General features: G+C 46.3%; 30 protein-coding genes. 25 read left to right on the top strand and 5 right to left on the bottom strand.

Translation table 11 applies throughout. From position 1 onward, the window contains the following. The 3 genes from GIW82_RS03935 to GIW82_RS03925 form a co-directional block, all read right to left on the bottom strand. Window positions 1–447: an ImmA/IrrE family metallo-endopeptidase gene (locus GIW82_RS03935; protein ID WP_230309163.1), complete on the bottom strand. Its 447-nt coding sequence runs from the start codon at window positions 445–447 to the stop codon at window positions 1–3. 72 nt (window positions 448–519) lie between these two features. Then, window positions 520–1,008, bottom strand: a complete 489-nt coding sequence (locus GIW82_RS03930; RefSeq protein WP_154748585.1) for a putative periplasmic lipoprotein — start codon at window positions 1,006–1,008, stop codon at window positions 520–522. Between the two features lie 14 nt (window positions 1,009–1,022). After that, the gene (locus GIW82_RS03925) at window positions 1,023–1,388 is read right to left on the bottom strand and encodes a helix-turn-helix domain-containing protein (RefSeq protein ID WP_154748584.1); all 366 of its coding nucleotides are present in this window, start codon (window positions 1,386–1,388) and stop codon (window positions 1,023–1,025) included. Window positions 1,389–1,547: 159 nt separating this feature from the next. Between GIW82_RS03925 and GIW82_RS03920 the strand changes: the two genes are divergently transcribed. Further along, window positions 1,548–1,808, top strand: a complete 261-nt coding sequence (locus GIW82_RS03920) for a helix-turn-helix transcriptional regulator (protein WP_154748583.1) — start codon at window positions 1,548–1,550, stop codon at window positions 1,806–1,808. A gap of 17 nt (window positions 1,809–1,825) precedes the next feature. Next, window positions 1,826–1,993: a hypothetical protein gene (locus GIW82_RS03915; RefSeq protein WP_154748582.1), complete on the top strand. Its 168-nt coding sequence runs from the start codon at window positions 1,826–1,828 to the stop codon at window positions 1,991–1,993. Window positions 1,994–2,020: 27 nt separating this feature from the next. Here GIW82_RS03915 and GIW82_RS03910 read toward each other — a convergent pair whose 3' ends face one another. Both GIW82_RS03910 and GIW82_RS03905 read right to left on the bottom strand, forming a co-directional pair. Then, the gene (locus GIW82_RS03910) at window positions 2,021–2,398 is read right to left on the bottom strand and encodes a hypothetical protein (protein ID WP_154748581.1); all 378 of its coding nucleotides are present in this window, start codon (window positions 2,396–2,398) and stop codon (window positions 2,021–2,023) included. 197 nt (window positions 2,399–2,595) lie between these two features. Further along, entirely contained in the window at window positions 2,596–2,805 is a 210-nt protein-coding gene (locus tag GIW82_RS03905) for a hypothetical protein (protein WP_154748580.1), read from the bottom strand. A gap of 149 nt (window positions 2,806–2,954) precedes the next feature. Between GIW82_RS03905 and GIW82_RS03900 the strand changes: the two genes are divergently transcribed. The 23 genes from GIW82_RS03900 (at window position 2,955) to GIW82_RS03795 (ending at window position 15,258) form a co-directional block, all read left to right on the top strand. After that, the gene (locus tag GIW82_RS03900) at window positions 2,955–3,233 is read left to right on the top strand and encodes a group-specific protein (RefSeq protein WP_370455989.1); all 279 of its coding nucleotides are present in this window, start codon (window positions 2,955–2,957) and stop codon (window positions 3,231–3,233) included. Window positions 3,234–3,324: 91 nt separating this feature from the next. Further along, window positions 3,325–3,855, top strand: a complete 531-nt coding sequence (locus GIW82_RS03895; RefSeq protein WP_154748579.1) for a hypothetical protein — start codon at window positions 3,325–3,327, stop codon at window positions 3,853–3,855. Next, window positions 3,852–3,974: a hypothetical protein gene (locus GIW82_RS14965; protein ID WP_255475127.1), complete on the top strand. Its 123-nt coding sequence runs from the start codon at window positions 3,852–3,854 to the stop codon at window positions 3,972–3,974. Before GIW82_RS03895 ends, GIW82_RS14965 begins: the two co-directional genes overlap by 4 nt. Window positions 3,975–4,138: 164 nt before the next feature. Then, a complete protein-coding gene (locus tag GIW82_RS03890; protein ID WP_154748578.1) occupies window positions 4,139–4,378 on the top strand; it encodes a hypothetical protein in 240 nt (79 codons plus the stop codon). A gap of 12 nt (window positions 4,379–4,390) precedes the next feature. Then, window positions 4,391–4,609: a hypothetical protein gene (locus tag GIW82_RS03885; protein ID WP_154748577.1), complete on the top strand. Its 219-nt coding sequence runs from the start codon at window positions 4,391–4,393 to the stop codon at window positions 4,607–4,609. A gap of 97 nt (window positions 4,610–4,706) precedes the next feature. Further along, entirely contained in the window at window positions 4,707–5,639 is a 933-nt protein-coding gene (locus GIW82_RS03880; protein ID WP_154748576.1) for a YqaJ viral recombinase family nuclease, read from the top strand. 12 nt (window positions 5,640–5,651) lie between these two features. Continuing rightward, window positions 5,652–6,539: a recombination protein RecT gene (gene recT / locus GIW82_RS03875; protein WP_154748575.1), complete on the top strand. Its 888-nt coding sequence runs from the start codon at window positions 5,652–5,654 to the stop codon at window positions 6,537–6,539. Between the two features lie 58 nt (window positions 6,540–6,597). Continuing rightward, window positions 6,598–7,281: a DnaD domain-containing protein gene (locus tag GIW82_RS15020; protein ID WP_154748574.1), complete on the top strand. Its 684-nt coding sequence runs from the start codon at window positions 6,598–6,600 to the stop codon at window positions 7,279–7,281. Then, entirely contained in the window at window positions 7,223–8,044 is an 822-nt protein-coding gene (locus GIW82_RS03865; protein WP_154748573.1) for an AAA family ATPase, read from the top strand. Before GIW82_RS15020 ends, GIW82_RS03865 begins: the two co-directional genes overlap by 59 nt. Before the next feature lie 11 nt (window positions 8,045–8,055). Continuing rightward, complete coding sequence (locus GIW82_RS03860) at window positions 8,056–8,241, top strand: hypothetical protein (RefSeq protein ID WP_154748572.1); 186 nt, start codon at window positions 8,056–8,058, stop codon at window positions 8,239–8,241. Beyond that, entirely contained in the window at window positions 8,238–8,447 is a 210-nt protein-coding gene (locus GIW82_RS03855; protein ID WP_154748571.1) for a hypothetical protein, read from the top strand. Before GIW82_RS03860 ends, GIW82_RS03855 begins: the two co-directional genes overlap by 4 nt. A gap of 70 nt (window positions 8,448–8,517) precedes the next feature. Continuing rightward, window positions 8,518–8,772 carry an MreC domain-containing protein gene (locus GIW82_RS03850; protein ID WP_154748570.1) on the top strand — a complete coding sequence of 85 codons (255 nt, stop codon included), beginning with the start codon at window positions 8,518–8,520 and terminating at the stop codon, window positions 8,770–8,772. Continuing rightward, window positions 8,762–9,076, top strand: a complete 315-nt coding sequence (locus tag GIW82_RS03845) for a MazG-like family protein (protein WP_154748569.1) — start codon at window positions 8,762–8,764, stop codon at window positions 9,074–9,076. The genes GIW82_RS03850 and GIW82_RS03845 overlap by 11 nt, the downstream gene beginning before the upstream one ends. Beyond that, window positions 9,073–9,219, top strand: coding sequence for a hypothetical protein (locus GIW82_RS03840; protein WP_154748568.1), 147 nt, complete (start codon window positions 9,073–9,075; stop codon window positions 9,217–9,219). The genes GIW82_RS03845 and GIW82_RS03840 overlap by 4 nt, the downstream gene beginning before the upstream one ends. Before the next feature lie 12 nt (window positions 9,220–9,231). Then, window positions 9,232–9,699, top strand: coding sequence for a DUF1064 domain-containing protein (locus GIW82_RS03835; protein ID WP_154748567.1), 468 nt, complete (start codon window positions 9,232–9,234; stop codon window positions 9,697–9,699). Continuing rightward, a complete protein-coding gene (locus GIW82_RS03830; RefSeq protein ID WP_154748566.1) occupies window positions 9,696–9,896 on the top strand; it encodes a hypothetical protein in 201 nt (66 codons plus the stop codon). Before GIW82_RS03835 ends, GIW82_RS03830 begins: the two co-directional genes overlap by 4 nt. 9 nt (window positions 9,897–9,905) lie before the next feature. Further along, entirely contained in the window at window positions 9,906–10,124 is a 219-nt protein-coding gene (locus GIW82_RS03825) for a hypothetical protein (RefSeq protein ID WP_154748565.1), read from the top strand. Between the two features lie 12 nt (window positions 10,125–10,136). Next, complete coding sequence (locus tag GIW82_RS03820; RefSeq protein ID WP_195913935.1) at window positions 10,137–10,334, top strand: XtrA/YqaO family protein; 198 nt, start codon at window positions 10,137–10,139, stop codon at window positions 10,332–10,334. Then, the gene (locus GIW82_RS03815) at window positions 10,331–10,858 is read left to right on the top strand and encodes a hypothetical protein (RefSeq protein WP_154748564.1); all 528 of its coding nucleotides are present in this window, start codon (window positions 10,331–10,333) and stop codon (window positions 10,856–10,858) included. The genes GIW82_RS03820 and GIW82_RS03815 overlap by 4 nt, the downstream gene beginning before the upstream one ends. Before the next feature lie 90 nt (window positions 10,859–10,948). Beyond that, on the top strand, window positions 10,949–11,437 hold the full coding sequence (locus GIW82_RS03810; protein ID WP_154748563.1) for a sigma factor-like helix-turn-helix DNA-binding protein: 489 nt from the start codon (window positions 10,949–10,951) through the stop codon (window positions 11,435–11,437). Between the two features lie 167 nt (window positions 11,438–11,604). Further along, window positions 11,605–12,339, top strand: coding sequence for a phage terminase small subunit (terS, locus tag GIW82_RS03805; RefSeq protein ID WP_154748562.1), 735 nt, complete (start codon window positions 11,605–11,607; stop codon window positions 12,337–12,339). Beyond that, complete coding sequence (locus GIW82_RS03800) at window positions 12,332–13,690, top strand: PBSX family phage terminase large subunit (RefSeq protein WP_154749588.1); 1,359 nt, start codon at window positions 12,332–12,334, stop codon at window positions 13,688–13,690. The genes terS and GIW82_RS03800 overlap by 8 nt, the downstream gene beginning before the upstream one ends. An 11-nt stretch (window positions 13,691–13,701) precedes the next feature. Continuing rightward, complete coding sequence (locus tag GIW82_RS03795; protein ID WP_195913934.1) at window positions 13,702–15,258, top strand: phage portal protein; 1,557 nt, start codon at window positions 13,702–13,704, stop codon at window positions 15,256–15,258. The last annotated feature ends 3 nt before the right edge of the window (window positions 15,259–15,261 follow it).

Below are 15,261 nucleotides of genomic sequence, written 5' to 3'. Positions count from 1 at the left end.
CTATCGATAAATTAGATTCTGCATGTATTGTTGCAGGCGCTTCTGCGCGAACTCAGCAGTCACGCCATACACCTCCTGGAGCAGCCAGACGGCGTCGCGCTCGTTATCGGGCAGATTCATCCTTCGAAGCATGAAGGAAGGAATGCAGAAATGATACATAAAATTATCCGCTTGCCATTCCTGCAGATCGACAAACAACTTGCCCATCTTCAATTGATTGCCGCTATGCCTGAGGTAATGACAGAGCTCATGGCCGAACATCAACCATTCCTCACTTTTGGTTCCTCTGCGAATGACAATTTCATTATCAAATCGAAATGCTCTGTTGCTGTATGTGATTTCAACGTCTAACTTTTTGGCTATGTGCAACATGTTCAGGTCTTCCGGATTGGCGATGCCAATCGATTTATACAGCTCGTGTATGTAGTCCTCCAGATGCGTGTACAAGAAATGACCTCCAATTGGGAACGTATGTTCTTTTTATGATTGAAAGAAAAGGCGTACTAAGTACACCCAAATTTAATCGTTTGCGCTTTCTTTTTCGGTAAAAGCCTTAACCGTCGGAGGAAGTTCGCCGTCAAGATAATTTCTTGATAATTCACCTAGTAATTGGCCAGCCTCTACAGAATTGTCATATTTAGTGCTGAATTCTCCAATAATCATTTCATCTAAAGCGTTGTCAACGCTGACAGCTAACTCAATTAAATCTTTGACTGCGGGAATATCTGGGTCATAGTCTGCTTCCAATTCTATCATAGCAAGTTCTACATCTATAGAAGCTTTAGTTAACAGTTGCAGTTGTTTTTCTTCTCCATCTTCATACATGTCAGTCATTATATATTTTCCTGTAATTTGTTCAGCATAAGCAAGAATGCCGATGGGTAAAATATCTTCATGCTTTTGACTTTCATCTTCGGCAGTTAAGTCTACGCTTTCTGCTGAATTTTCATTCGAAGAGCATCCAGCGAGCGATATAGATACAAACAAAACTAGGAATAGTTTCCTCACAGACTTTCACCCCTTCACCTCTTTTGACTCTTCTTAAACTTAATATACTCATAAACTTCCTGCATGTCTTCTGCGGATAAGGATTCCATTTCATCAAACATCAATTCCATGTCAGGAAATTCCGAACTGATTTTGGACATGTAATGATTTCTGGTTCTTTCATCCTCATTTAATTCCGTCTTTTCTGTTCTACCAAGTAAGTAATCGACGCTTACTTCAAATAAGTCGGCTATTTTTAGGAGGGTGTCGTAGTCAGGCTTCCTTTCATCCGATTCATAACGGGACAGAACAACATTGGACACGCCTAATTTAGTAGCGAAGTCTTTTTGTTGGTACCCTTCGCGATCTCGGAGCTGCTTAATCTTTCTCCCTAGTGACATTCTAATCCTCCTAAAACTATAATTTATTATTATCTTATCATTTACCAATGCGGTAATAAATAAAATTACCGAAAAGGTAATAAAATAGTTGACATTACCGAAAAGGTAATTTATGATTAAGTTAAGTTACCGAAAAGGTAAGTGGAAGGGGTGTTAAGAATGACTGGAAAAGAGGTCGTTAATCTTGAGCTCATCAAAGAACTCCGCATCGAAAGAGGTCTATCTATCGAGGAAATGTCTAAGCTCTTAGGTTACGAAGGCTATCAAGCGTACTACTACAAAGAGAAAGGGATCAGAAAAATGAGCGCTGAAGACATTGCAAAAATTGCTTATGTCCTCAAGACACCAATCAAGAAGCTTTTTTTTGAAGAAATAATTACCGAAAAGGTAACTAAAGAGAAAAAGAAGTCAGCAGTCTAAGGAAGGAGGGGGGGTAGGTGAATCAGGGCATAATATCACGCATGGCAGCGAGAATCGAAGAACTCGAAAGAGAGAACCGAAAACTGAAGCATGAACAAACTGCAGGAGATTTCGAACACGAAAGAATGCTTCTTGAAATGAAGAAGGCGCTGGAGAAGGTAATGAATCCCGAAGCCCGCTACTAGCGATAACGGAGCTTCGGAACTGAGAATTTAAAACTTGCTGTTTTTAAACCAATTTATTGATTTTTCTACATCCAGTCCGATTCGCACATCACTTAAAGCATCACTGCCCGAAGGCACTTGAATTTTTTCGTTATTAAAACTCAACGATTCAATCGAGCGCCCGTGAAAGTCGACTGAATACGAAGTCTCAGTCTGCTTGAAGTTCAAGTCTCCGGCGTAGTAGTAAACATCATCGGATCCCGGGATATAACACTCAATACTTGAAATGGATGTGGACACCCCAAGAATCATTTTGTTCGGCAAATCCAGCAATAAATCTACTTGTGGAGAGCGTTCGAATTTGTACCAATTCCCGGTAATTGTCGAGACTAATTCGGGTTTAGTTTCACCTTTAAGTTCAGTCAATATGATCACCTCCTTCTGTAGTCAGTTTAACAGAAGAGAGAAACTAATCAGCGGTTTAAGAAAGGAGGGGATTAAATGAGAGTTCACTGCGCAAGCGAAGATCAAACAAATCTTTTACTGAAGAGCGGGTGGAAGCTGACAGACGTTAGGAGCTCCACACCCACTGGAAGAGGTTTCATTTACATCCTTACGAAGCTTTAGAATCCGTAATCATCTTCATCTTCATCGTCGCCTATAGACGCTGCAACGTCTTTTGGTAGACCTAAAGAATATGAGTGGTAGTCGTATCCGGGAACTTCGCCTCTACAGAAGCCAGAAGATAACAATACCCATCCGGCTTCAAGCATCCGATTCGCTTCTTTTTCATTGGATGTAGCAACAACTCGAACAATGTTATTGTATTCCATTTTTACACCTCCTTCTGTAAATAGTTTAACAGAAGAGAGAAATAACGATCAGCAGTTTGGTAGGGAGGGATTCAATGAAACGCAAAACCGCAAAACTCCAAGCCTTACTCGCATTGTCCAGCGGAGTCATCAAGAAGGGAGGAAATTAAGTGGGTCAATTACTGCAGTTGCAAATCAATAACGATCAGATCGAGGCGATGATCCGGGAGGAGTTACAGAGTCGGTTAAAGCAATTGGAACACCGGCACACTTTCTGGGATATGAACGAGCTAGAACGGCAGACCTGCATGAGCCGTTCGTTCATTCTGGATCGATTGTTCTACCACCCAGATTTCCCGAAATTTAAGATTGGCCAGAAGTGGCTGATGCCAGCAAGAGAGACAGAAGAATTTCTGCTGACGTGGTTGAGGGAGCAAGCGGAGGGATAAGGCGAGGTCTTGTCTCTCTTACTTAACTCCATTCTACGAAATTTCTCTGTATATAAAAATCACATTCCCAATACAAAAAGGAGGACAAATAATGAATATCAAAAAATCAGCCATGGTCGGAAAAGCAATCAACCGGCTGATGGAAACAGAAGAAGCGACGGGGGAGCAGTTGGCCATCGACTTCAATGTTTCTCCGCAATTGATTAGTCACATAAAGAATGAGCGACGCACAATGCAAGCCGACATTGCACAAGAGTCTATTGCTTTGTACGACAATCCGGAATACACGATGGACATTCTGTATGAGTTCTCAAGCAAGTTCACGTCACCAGTCCTGCGAGGGCGTTTTGTTGAACAGCACCGGATGACATTGGAAGCATACGCAAAGAAAGAGATCGAAGAAGCACTCGAACGGATTCAGAACGTTTGTCTGGCGAAACCGCCTAGCATGATTGATGAAAATGAACGGCTAGGCGTCCGAAGTATGATGGATGAATTGATCGAAGCACGCATCCATATCGACAACTTGCTGAAACAGCTTCAAAAAGAATACAAAATTTCTATCATGGATCGTATTAAAGCGCTCTTGCCAACTTGGAAAGTGAAGGGATGGATTGAATGATCGAATATGGCGAGCCACTACACATCTACGGATTGATTTTCTTTTCGGCACTGATCATCTTCCTGCTCGGCATGCAAGTGGGGAGCGTCTTGAAAAATGACAACAAAAAAACCGACTGAGGTCCAGTCAGTCGGCCGAAAACAAAAAAAGAATGTTACTTCGTATTATACGGGAGCTTTGGCTCCTGTCAAGAAGCTCAGGATAGTGACGGTTTGGTTGGCCGGTAATTCCTCCCCCCTGAGTTTCTTGATGGGATTCAACCATCAGGAAGGCAGGTGAAGAAATGGAATACGGGCAAGGACAATCTGCATATGATTTAGAAGCGTTCGATAAGGGTGCAGAAATGGCTGAGATGCGTGGCAAGATGTTTACGACTGCCAATCAGGGATTAGAGTACATCCTGATTGCATACGACGATGTGGGAGATGGCAGCACGAGACACGGGTTAATGGCTGCAACACTTTTCAGAATGCACGGTTTCACAGTAACTTTTGAAGAAAGTGGATTGCGAATTGAATGGTGAGAGGTGAACACAATGGACGAACATGCTGAAATGGTCCTGGAAGGAATCTTCTGTGAAACATGCGGTGATTTCCTCGCTGCCGATCCAGCTGGCTTTCCGGACAAATGCGACGACTGCTTCGAAGAAGAAATGCGCGAGGCGGTGGAAGCCAATGAGTGGCCGGACGGCATGCCATACGGTGAATGGAGCCGTTATAAGTACATGTACAGCTTTCCGGAATTTCGGGAATGAAAAAAGCCGCTGCAGCAACAGCGACTTCGGGTTCTGACAAACATATTCTTTCTCCATTATATGTCGGAACCCTCAAAAATTCAATAGGAGGGGTTTTATGGTCACGATCAATACGAAAGATATGAGCCGGGAAGAATGGCTCGCCCTTCGCTCTCGAGGGATTGGGGGAAGCGAAGCGGCTGTCCTGCTTGGTGTGAACAAGTGGAAGTCTCCCTTTCAGCTTTATCTTGAGAAGGTCGGTGAGTATTACGAAGAAGTGGATAACGAATATGTTTACTTCGGAAATTTACTCGAAGACCTAGTCGCTTCGGAGTTTGAAAAGCGGAGCGGCAAGAAAGTACGCCGGCGCAATCAGATGCTGATCCACCCGGAGCACGAATTCATGATCGCAAACTTAGACCGCGTGGTCGTCGGCGAAAAGGCGCTGCTCGAATGCAAAACCACATCCGCCTACAACTTAGCGGACTGGGAGGGCGAGAGCGTCCCGGCAGCATATCTGTGCCAACTGCAGCATTACATGGCGGTGACGGGTTACGAGAAGGCATACATTGCAGTCTTGATCGGCGGCAATCAGTTTGTCTGGAAAGAGGTCGAGCGGGACGAGGAACTGATTGACATCCTCATCGAGCGCGAAAAGGACTTCTGGGAAAACAATGTCCTAGCGCACAACCCGCCGCCAATCGATGGCAGTCCGGCTGCAGGCGAATTGCTTAAGAAGCTCTATCCGGAAGACAACGGGGAGACGATCATGCTGACGGAGAAAGAAGACCAATTGCTCAAAGCGCTCGAAGCCGTCAAAGGGGAAATGGACGAGCTCAAAATCCTGAAAGACAAGTACGAAAATCAGCTGAAGATGGAACTGGAAGAAGCTGCGCAGGGCGTGTCGCCAAAATACCAGGTCACCTACAAGGCGGCCGAACGGAAGACCATCGACTCGAAGCGGCTGAAAGCAGAACGACCGGAACTGGCAGAACAGTACACCAAAACAACGACTTCCCGCACATTGCGGATCAAGAAAGTCGAAAACTAGGAGGTAACAATAATGGCAACTAATCAATCACTCAAAGAAACGGTCAAGAAAAACGAAGTCGGAGCTCCGAAAGCAAAGACGATTGACGATTACATCAAGCAAATGGCACCGGCAATGGCAGAAGCACTCCCGAAACACATGGACATCGACCGCCTCACACGACTCACGATGACTACGATTCGCACGACGCCTCAACTGAAAGAAGCGGATGTGGGAAGCCTTCTCGGCGCTGTCATGCAGGCTGCACAACTCGGACTGGAACCAGGACTTCTCGGGCAATGTTACTTGCTCCCATTCAAAAACAATAAGAAAGGCATCACGGAGGTGCAATTTATTATTGGCTATAAAGGGATGATTGACCTGGCACGACGCTCGGGTCACATCCAGTCCATCTATTCGCACGCGGTACATGAAAACGATGATTTCGAGTACGAGCTTGGACTGGAAGCGAAGTTGGTACACCGCCCGACAATGGAAGCCGACCGTGGGAAGTTCATCGGCGCTTATGCCGTTGCACACTTCAAAGATGGCGGCCATCAGTTCGAATTCATGAGCAAGACGGACATCGATAAGCGCAGAAGCCGCTCGAAGGCCGGAAATTCCTCTTACTCCCCGTGGACGACTGACTACGAGGAAATGGCAAAGAAAACGGTTGTGCGGCACATGTGGAAGTACCTGCCAATCTCTGTTGAGGTCCAGCAGCAAGTTGCTTACGACGAAGGGGCAGGACGGAACATCCGGGACATCACACCGAAAGACAACGACGTGTTTGTCGAAGCGCCGGACTACGATTTGATTGAGATGCCGCAGGTCGGACAAGAAGAACCGGAACTCGTGCCAGCGGAAGAGCCGAAAAAAGACAAGAAGCCTTCTGCTAAAGAATTAATGGATCAGCAATAAGACCCGCGGAGAGGGGAGCAGCTTTTCTCCCTTCTCTGTTAAATAAGGCGGTGAACACGTGAATTACATCAAATTACTTAATGCGTTCTATGATCGGCTCGAAACGAACCCGCTGAGCACATCCGCAATTGCCTTATGGCACGCTCTAGTGCACGTAAACAATAAAACTGGATGGCGAAATGAGTTCTCGGTGGCTGTATCGGTGTTACGTATTAAGTCTGGATTGTCAGAGAAAAGTGTAACCAACGCCCGGAATGAATTGAATTTAAAAGGCTATCTTGAGTACAAATCGAGGAAGGGAAACCAGTCAGCTTTGTACCAATTAATAGACTTGTCGGTAACAGTTACCGACAAACTAGCCGACAGTGTTTCCGGCAATGGTTCCGACAGTCCTTCCGACAATACTTCTGCATTACTAAACGAAACAAAACTAAACGAAACAAAAGAAGATGATGATAAAACGCGCGCGCCTATCAATCCTTTCCGTTTCTTCGAGCAAGAAGGATTCGGAACCCTCAGCTCGTTCGTTGGGGAACAGCTCGGTGATCTTGTAGACAGCTTTGGCGAAGATCGGGTCTTAGCAGCGATGAAAGAAGCGGTGCTGAATGGCGCTCGTAACCTGAAATACGTTCGGGCCATCTTGAACAATCCGAATTCCAGAAAACCGAAAGGAGCGAGATCGTATGGAGCCCATCAGCCAGTTCCTCAAAAATCAAACGACACTTCTGGCATCAGCTGGTAAGCAATGCGATTTGCACGGCGGAAAGAAAGTCGAAGTGATTGTTGTTGACGGCAAAGAAATCTGCCCGATCTGTGAACGTGACCGCGAAAATGAATTGCTCTCGCAGCGAGAATCAGAGAAGATCCGGCGGGCGATGACTCGGAAGAATTATAAGGCGCTTGAAGAGAAGAGCGTCTTGACCAACACGGATCTATTCCAGGCTTCTTTCAGCAATTACGAAACAGCCGAAGCTGAAGAAGCTGCCAATAAGGAGCGAGCGGTGAAGATTTTTCAGAAATACAACCGCGGCGAGATTTTCAATGCGTGGTTCACGGGACTTCCGGGAGTTGGGAAAAGCCATCTGGCCATGAGTATTCTCAGAAATCTCAACGAAGCCGGAGAGCAGGACCGATCGTGCATCTTCGTCAGCGTTGATGAAATGCTTCTGCGGATCCGGAACAGTTTTGACAACAAGGAAAGCAAATACACGGAATACTACTTTGTCGAATTATTGTCGAAAGCGGATTTCCTTGTACTGGATGACCTCGGAGCAGAAACAGGCGGCACCGGCACCACGAAGCGGGCCACGGACTTCACGTTGCGCGTTCTGTATGCCATCGCCAACGCCAGGCAGGATAAATGCACGCTCGTGACGACAAATCTAACAAAACCGGAACTCGTGCAGATGTATGACGCGAAACTGGTCAGCCGTTTGCAGGCGACGATGGCGCTGATTGATTTTCAAGACACCTCGGACAAACGGATCCGACAAATCAAAATCTAGGAGGAACCCACATGAATCAATTCATCAGAAACCTTATATTTCTTGCCGGGGCATGGCAACAGGCCGGCTGCAACGACGAGGAACTGGAACGGCAATTCGCGGAGAACCTGGACATGCTGCAGCAGGTGAGCGGCTTGGACCGGGAGCAGGCAATTGCGTTGATCAACGAGCATCCAGTTGGGGAGGTGGCGGCGTGAACCGCGACACACGGCAAAAAGGCGACCGCTACCGCCCGATCGTCACCATCGCCAAAACAAGCGGCGGGAAACCATCGGTCGTAGAGATCAGCGGCAGCCGTTACATCTTGGATCACCGTGCGGAGAACACGCGCAATCGCCGCAGAAAATACGAATCTGCTACTGGGCGCAAAGCGGAGGACAAACGCAGAAGGGTGATGACATGACTTACCAGCAAATGCTTGCACTCAAGAAAGGCAATCGGTTCCGGCTCCTGGAAGGAGTGGAGACAACATCATGACCCAACTGCAAGAAATCCAAAAATGCATCAGTAAACGACCGTATCACAACACGGTCACGCTCCCGGTGTCGCTTGTGGAAGCGTTACTTGACTATAAAAACGCGTTGGATCGGGCGAAAGAAGAAAAGCGCATGCTGCAAAGTCAAGTGAATTATTACAAAACGGTGTATCCAGCGACGATCAAAGAAGCGCGAACGCTGCGGAAAGAAGTAAATCGATTAAGGAAAGAGGCGGAATTACATGGTTACTGAATTGGTGGAGAGAGTGGAAGAATGGTCAACAGAACGCGGACTGGCAAAAGCGGATCCGCTCATTCAGTCGGTGAAGCTTGGAGAAGAATACGGCGAATTATGCCGGGCGCTCCTGCGAGAAAACCAGAAAGACGCAGAGGATGCAATCGGCGATATGTTCGTCGTCCTTTCCATTATGGCGCAGCAACTGGGCACGTCTTTAGAGAAATGCGCTGAACTTGCCTGGAGCGAAATCAAAGACCGGCAGGGAAGAATGGTCGGTGGGACGTTTGTGAAGAACAGTGATTTGGAGGGGAAGGAATGAAAGAGCCGGGACTCTCCGCTGAGGACAGAGCAGCCATGATTGAAACGTTGTCCATCATGAATATGCGCCCCTCGGTCTATTATGCGGACATGACGGATCGTCGGATTGTGGAAGAATATCAGCGCTTGTTGAAATTGAAGTGAAGGGGTGATCCATTGCGAAATAGTAGACCACGCGCAAAGCGACAAGCCCGGCAGTATATTTCCAAAAAGGCCGAGTACGATGGGCATGAATTCGATTCCCTTACAGAAATGGCTTATTACAAATACTTAAAGCAGGACCAGGCGGTAAAGGACATCGAACTGCAGCCGGCCTTTCAGCTCGTCGATCGCTACGAAGTCGAGTGCAAGCGTTGCAGCGGCACCGGAAAGCTCCCTAGCGCACGCACAGGCAACCCTGTCAACTGTCGGCTGTGTAAAGGCGTTGGCAGGCGGGAGAAGCCGGGAATCGGGTACACAGCAGATTTTCGGGTGACGTATATCGATGGGTTTGAAGAGGTGATCGATATCAAGGGCGGTCCTGTTAGCCGGGACTTCCCGCTGCGGCAGAAGCTGTTCGAGCGGCGGTATGGGAAAGAGCTGGTCGTCATCGAGCGAAAAGGGAAGGAGTGGGTGAGGAAATGATATTAGAAACAATTCTTTGGGCAGTGTTCGTAGCTGTTTTGTTTGCTGTGATACTAGGTGTCAGCAATGGCGTCTCTTTCAACCGAGGGAAGAAATATGGATTTGATACTGGCTACCAGGAAGGTGTTCAGGTGAAGATCGAGAAGGTTGAAAAAGAAGTGTATGTGGTGAAATGGGGAGAAAAGGACTCGGATTGAGGTGGAGACATGGGATATTTCCTTTTCGAAGATGATGATTTGAAGCTGGACCTTGTCTTTGAGGAAGACGAGCTTGCAGATTTCAAAGAATTGTGGGAAGCCGAGATCAGCCTGCAGAACATCGCGAAGAAGATGAAGCGCCGTCCATCGGAGATTGCGCTTCTTGTGTTCGACCATGCGGAGCGCGGGATTATTAAAAGCAGGGATAGCGGCATGTTTGGACTGTAAGGGGGCTGGAGAATGAGGTTGCAAGAAGTGGAAATTTCAGAGACAGGTGAACTGAAATTGGATATAATGGAATTACCTATAAATTGTGCTCTCATCATCTCGGAGGGCAAAGTGAAGCTGGTCGAACTTCCTGCCCATGCAGAAACGAGCATCGTCACTTACAAGGGGAAAGTGAAGCGTGTGAATTTTGATGAGGGGGTGGATTTTTGATACTACTGGAGTACCTTAAAGAATTTCAAGGAGTTATTGGAGTTTTGCTAGGGATTATTTTCTCTTTAGGAATTAACGTTATCACTAAAAACTGGGGAACAGTACAACCACACGTAGATTATTTCAAGGACAAAGCTAATGAAAGATATTTAGGGCCTGATCCAAGCGGGGATGGTAGGTCCCACACAGTAGGTTATGATATAAATAGCGGCATTCTTTTTGAGAATACTTCCGAAGTTTTGAGAGCTATATACGATTTGAAATTTGTAATACATTCAGAATCCAAGGATTATGAGGTAGAGATTGAAGATGCGGCTTCTCTAAGGAGTGACCAAATGTTTAAGTATTTCGACAAGGTTCGACACTTAAACATTGGCCCAAAACAAATGTTTTATCTCAAGGCTAGGGCGAATTTTAATTTAGAAGACATACCTTATAAAACAGGCGATAAGGTATCAATTTCATATAATATTGCTAATAAGAAGCTTAGAGGCAAAAGAACTATTGAATTGAATAATAATTAGTCCCACCAGTCAACTGGAGGACACCTTACAGCATTGCGCTGTTTTGGTGTCCTCTTTTTTTATTTCCTGCAGAAAGAGGGGGATCGCGTGATGGATAGATGGGCTGACAGTTTGATCGAAGAATACCGACGCGGGAAATCGGACTTAAATAAAAAGCTGAAATTACTGGAGCAAGATGCAGTTGTCAATGAAGTGGATATTCGATTGGTCACAGACATGATCGCCGATATGGAATACGCCATCGAATGGCTTCGCTCGGGTCGACAACCTAATGTTTATCAAGGAATCGATAAAAAGGCGGTGTATCAGAAGATGATGTTTGAAACGATGGATTTTATCCCGGATATTGCAGAGCAATTGGATATCAATGATCATCAGCTTCGGTTGACCCCATACCAGCGCATCAAGATCACAAACGTTTTAGCGGTGCTGTCTACGAGGGAAAGGCAGTGCTATCTCCTTCACACGACCCAGCAGATGAGTGTGGAGGAAGTCGCAAAGGAGGCTGGCATTAAGAAAGGCACGGCGCAAAAATACATCGAACGTGCCCGAATAAAAGTGAAAAAAATTGTTTCTTGAATTTATTTTTCCGTTTTTGTCTTACGAAGTCTGCATATGTGAAGGGGAGAATAAAAGAGGGGATGCGTGCGATGCGCTAATTCCCTCCATCAGCCCCATATGATACGAACAAAAAACAAGGCCCCTCGAGGTCTTTTATTACGTCTTCGGAGGTGTGGTGAAGTGAAGTGAATTGGGAAGCAGTACGAAACGAATGGGAATCAAGCGAAATCACTTTCAAGGAATTAGCTGAAAAGCACGGTTTAAAAGATGCCACGATCCGCAGCCGAAAGAATCGCGAAAAATGGCAACGCAACGATGCAACGCAACGTTCCGGAAGTACCAGCAGTGTTGCAACGAAGAAAAAGAATGGAAAGCAGCAGCGGCAGCAAAAGAGAAGTGGTAACCCCAGCCCTTCACAGAGCTTTCCGAAACGCAACAGCTTCAGCAGGAAGCATGGACTGTTCAGCAAGTATTTGCACGAGGAGCAAGTGGAGATTATGGATGCGATGGCAGACATGGATTTTACTGATCAATTATGGCTGCAAATCGAAATCAAATTCTCCGCAATTATCCGGATGCAAAAGATTATGTGGGTCGGAGATGCTGAGGACCATCTGAAAGAGGAGAGTGGTTATCACTCTTCCATAGAAGGTGGCGGGACGACTTACAAAGTAGCATTCGCCTATGAGCGCTATGAGTCATATATCAAAGCACAGACGAGAGCGATGGCTGAATATCGAAATCTAGTAAAGCAGTTCTTAGAAATGACGGATGCTTTTGATGAGCGCCGTTTGAAACTTGAAACTATGCAAGTGGGCATCGATAAAACACGAGCTGAAGCCGATCGCATCAGTAAAGAGGAAGGCGAGGACGCGGAAGAAATCGTCATCGTGGATAAATGGGGTAAGTGTGATGCTTAAAGAAAAGAAAAAGGTCATCTTCAACGTCCAGGAAAACGTCAACCCGAATTTTGAGAGCGTGTGGACGTCCGACAAACCATACAACATCCTGAAAGGCGGCCGGAACTCCTTTAAGTCCTCCGTCATCGCATTAAAGCTGGTCTACATGATGATTCTGTACATTACGATGGGCGAAAAGGCGAACGTGGTCGTGATCCGCAAGGTCGGCAACACGATCCGGGATTCCGTCTTCAACAAAATTCAGTGGGCCATTAAGCTGTTCGGAATGTCTGGCAGATTTAAAGCCACTGTTTCTCCATTTAAGATTACGCACAGGAAAACTGGCAGCACGTTCTATTTCTACGGGCAGGATGACTTCCAAAAGCTGAAATCGAATGACATTGAAAACATCATCGCCGTTTGGTACGAGGAAGGTGCGGAATTCGCTAGTGAAGAGGAGTTCGACCAAACGAACGTCACCTTCATGAGACAGAAACATCTGCTTGCTGCCTACGTGCAGTTCTTCTGGTCTTATAACCCTCCGCGCAATCCCTATCACTGGATAAATGAATGGGCAGATCGGATGACTGGCGAGGAAGACTACCTGGTACATGAATCCAGTTACCTGGACGACGAGCTGGGATTCGTAACGGACCAGATGCTGAAAGATATAGAACGGATCAAGAACAACGACTTCGATTACTACCGCTATATCTATTTAGGCGAACCGGTCGGTCTCGGCACAAACGTCTACAATATGAACCTCTTTAAACCGTTAGACGAACTTCCTAGCGACGATAGAGTAATCGCCCTCTATTACTCAACGGATGGCGGACACGCTGTCTCGGCTACCACGCATGGCGTTTACGGGCTGACTGCAAAGGGCAAAGTAATTCTTTTAAACACTTACTATTATAGCCCTGCTGGGAAAGTCGACAAGAAAGCGCCAAGTCAGCTATCAAAAGACTTACACTTCTTTATCTCGAAGACGTCCACACAATCAATGTGGAAGGGAGCAAGGATTATGAATCGGACGATAGACAGTGCAGAAGCAGCCCTCAAAAACCAATACTATAAAGATTACGGGCAGCATCTGAACGGCGTCCACAAACAGAAAAAAGTCGATATGATCGATTACGTCCACGACCTTTTAGCGCAGGGGCGTTTTTATTATCTCAAAAATCCTTACCCGACCGGGCTTCCGCACGCGGACAGCAACGAAATCTTTATTGAAGAGCACAAGAAGTTCGCCTGGGATCCGAAGACGTTGAACTCCGACGATCCGCGGGTGGTCAAAGAAGATGATCATACCGTTGACCAATTTATTTACATGTGCGTGAGCAACGCTAGAGATCTCGGATTGAAGGTATAGGAGGTGAGAACTTGCAAATCATTGAGCGTATTAAAAATATATTCCGGAAAGGAGGGTACGCATTGACTGGCCAGACATTAAAAGTGATTAACGATCACCCGAAAATTAACATCGATCCAGCAGAACTCGCAAGGATCGACCGCAATTTTCGAGAATACAAAGGCGATTATCCACAAGTTGAGTATTACAACTCAATGGGGGATTTGAAGAAAAGAAAATACATGACAATCAACATGATTAAATTGAGTTCAGAACTTTTATCCGGCTTAGTCTTCAATGAACAATGTGAAGTGATTATCTCCGACAGCCAGGAAGAAAAGCCGGAAAACACATACAAGTCTGCAGATGATTTCATCCAGCATGTCTTTGAACATAACGACTTCAAGAAAAACCTGGCAAAATATCTAGATCCGATGTATGCAACCGGTGGCTTGATGGTCAGACCATACGTCGACCAGGCGAAGGGTGAGATTGAGTTTTCCTGGGCACTAGCCAATGCGTTCTATCCTTTGCGACACAACAGCAACGGCATTTCAGAAGGTGTCATGAAGTCGGTCACCATGAAAATTGAGAATGGAAAAGAGCAATATTACACGCTACTGGAATTCCACGAATGGAGTGGCGACGTTTACGTAATTACGAATGAGTTGTACAAATCCCTTGTAAAAGGCGAAGTTGGCAAGCGCGTTCCGTTAAGTGAGCTGTACAAGGATTTGCCGGAGGTAGCGGAAATTACCAAACTGAGCAGGCCGCTGTTCAATTACGTGACGCCGTTCGGTTTTAACAATATCAACCCGCACTCACCGCTGGGTCTTGGTATTACGGACAATAGCAAAGACACACTCAAACAAATCAACGATACATTTGATCAATTCAACTGGGAAATTCGCATGGGGCAACGCACTGTGTTTGTGAGCGATCAGATGCTCAACTTGCTGCCATCGGAAAATGGCATGCCCCCACGGCAGATTTTTGATCCGGACACCAACGTCTATAAGTCGATGCGCATGAGCAGCGGCGATGAACTGATCAAAGACGTCACAAGTGATATCCGGACAGAGCAATACATTGCCGCCATCAACCAGACGTTGAAAAACTTGGAGATGGAGCTGAAACTGTCGGTTGGCACGTTCTCATTTGACGGACGCTCCATGAAAACTGCAACCGAAGTCGTGAGCGAGAACGATCTGACCTACCGGACGCGCAACAATCACGTCCAGGAAGTCGAGAAATTTATCAAGGGCCTGGTGGTCTCTGTCTTGGAGCTAGCAAAGGCAACGACCTGGAACGGCAGAAAGCTGTTTGACGGGGAGATTCCGACATTTGAACACATCGGTGTTGATTTCGACGATGGCGTCTTCCAAGACCGGAACGCCTTGCTGACATTCTACGGAAAAGCTAAGACATTCGGATTGATCCCTACCGTAGAGATTATCCAGCGCGTGTTCAAAGTGCCGAAAGCGACCGCTGAGCAGTGGCTGGCAGAAATTCAGAACGAGCAGGCGGATATGGATCCGATGAACCTGGACACGAAAAAAGCGGAACTCTTATTCGGCGAAGAGGAGTGATTA

Origin of the sequence: Planomicrobium sp. YIM 101495 (assembly GCF_009707665.1) — a bacterium.
In the GTDB taxonomy this organism is placed as follows: Bacteria; Bacillota; Bacilli; order Bacillales_A; family Planococcaceae; genus Planococcus.
The sequence above is the reverse complement of the archived record's forward strand: the minus strand, read 5'-3'. Positions and strand labels throughout refer to the sequence as shown.